The organism is Salifodinibacter halophilus (assembly GCA_012999515.1).
Classification (GTDB): domain Bacteria; phylum Pseudomonadota; class Gammaproteobacteria; order Nevskiales; family Salinisphaeraceae; genus Salifodinibacter; species Salifodinibacter halophilus.
The window spans coordinates 1-262 of record JABEEB010000347.1 but is presented as its reverse complement, the minus strand read 5'-3'; the positions used below and the strand labels follow the sequence as shown (position 1 = coordinate 262).

At 71.8% G+C, this 262-nt stretch carries 1 protein-coding gene; it reads left to right on the top strand.

The features are described from left to right. Nucleotides 1–262: hypothetical protein (locus tag HKX41_11970; GenBank protein NNC24851.1), on the top strand; the 262-nt coding region annotated here is incomplete at both ends.

The following is a 262-nucleotide window of genomic DNA, read 5'->3' as shown; positions in this document are numbered from 1 at the left end:
CAGCGAAGAAATCCCCAGCTACGGCAAGCGCATGGACGACCCGCTGGCCGCGCGCATCGTCGCCGCGCCGGCGCTGCTGGGGCAGTGGAGCGAAAACACCTTCGACGTGTCGGCGCCGATCAAGATCGGCCAGCAGCGCCTGGGCGGTGTGCGCGTGGGCTACGACCTCAAGGCCATGCGCGCCTACCAGGACAGCGCGCTGGAGGAGCTGCGCCGGCGCCTGGACGCGCTCGGCCGGCTGCAGCTGCTGTGGGTGGGGCTG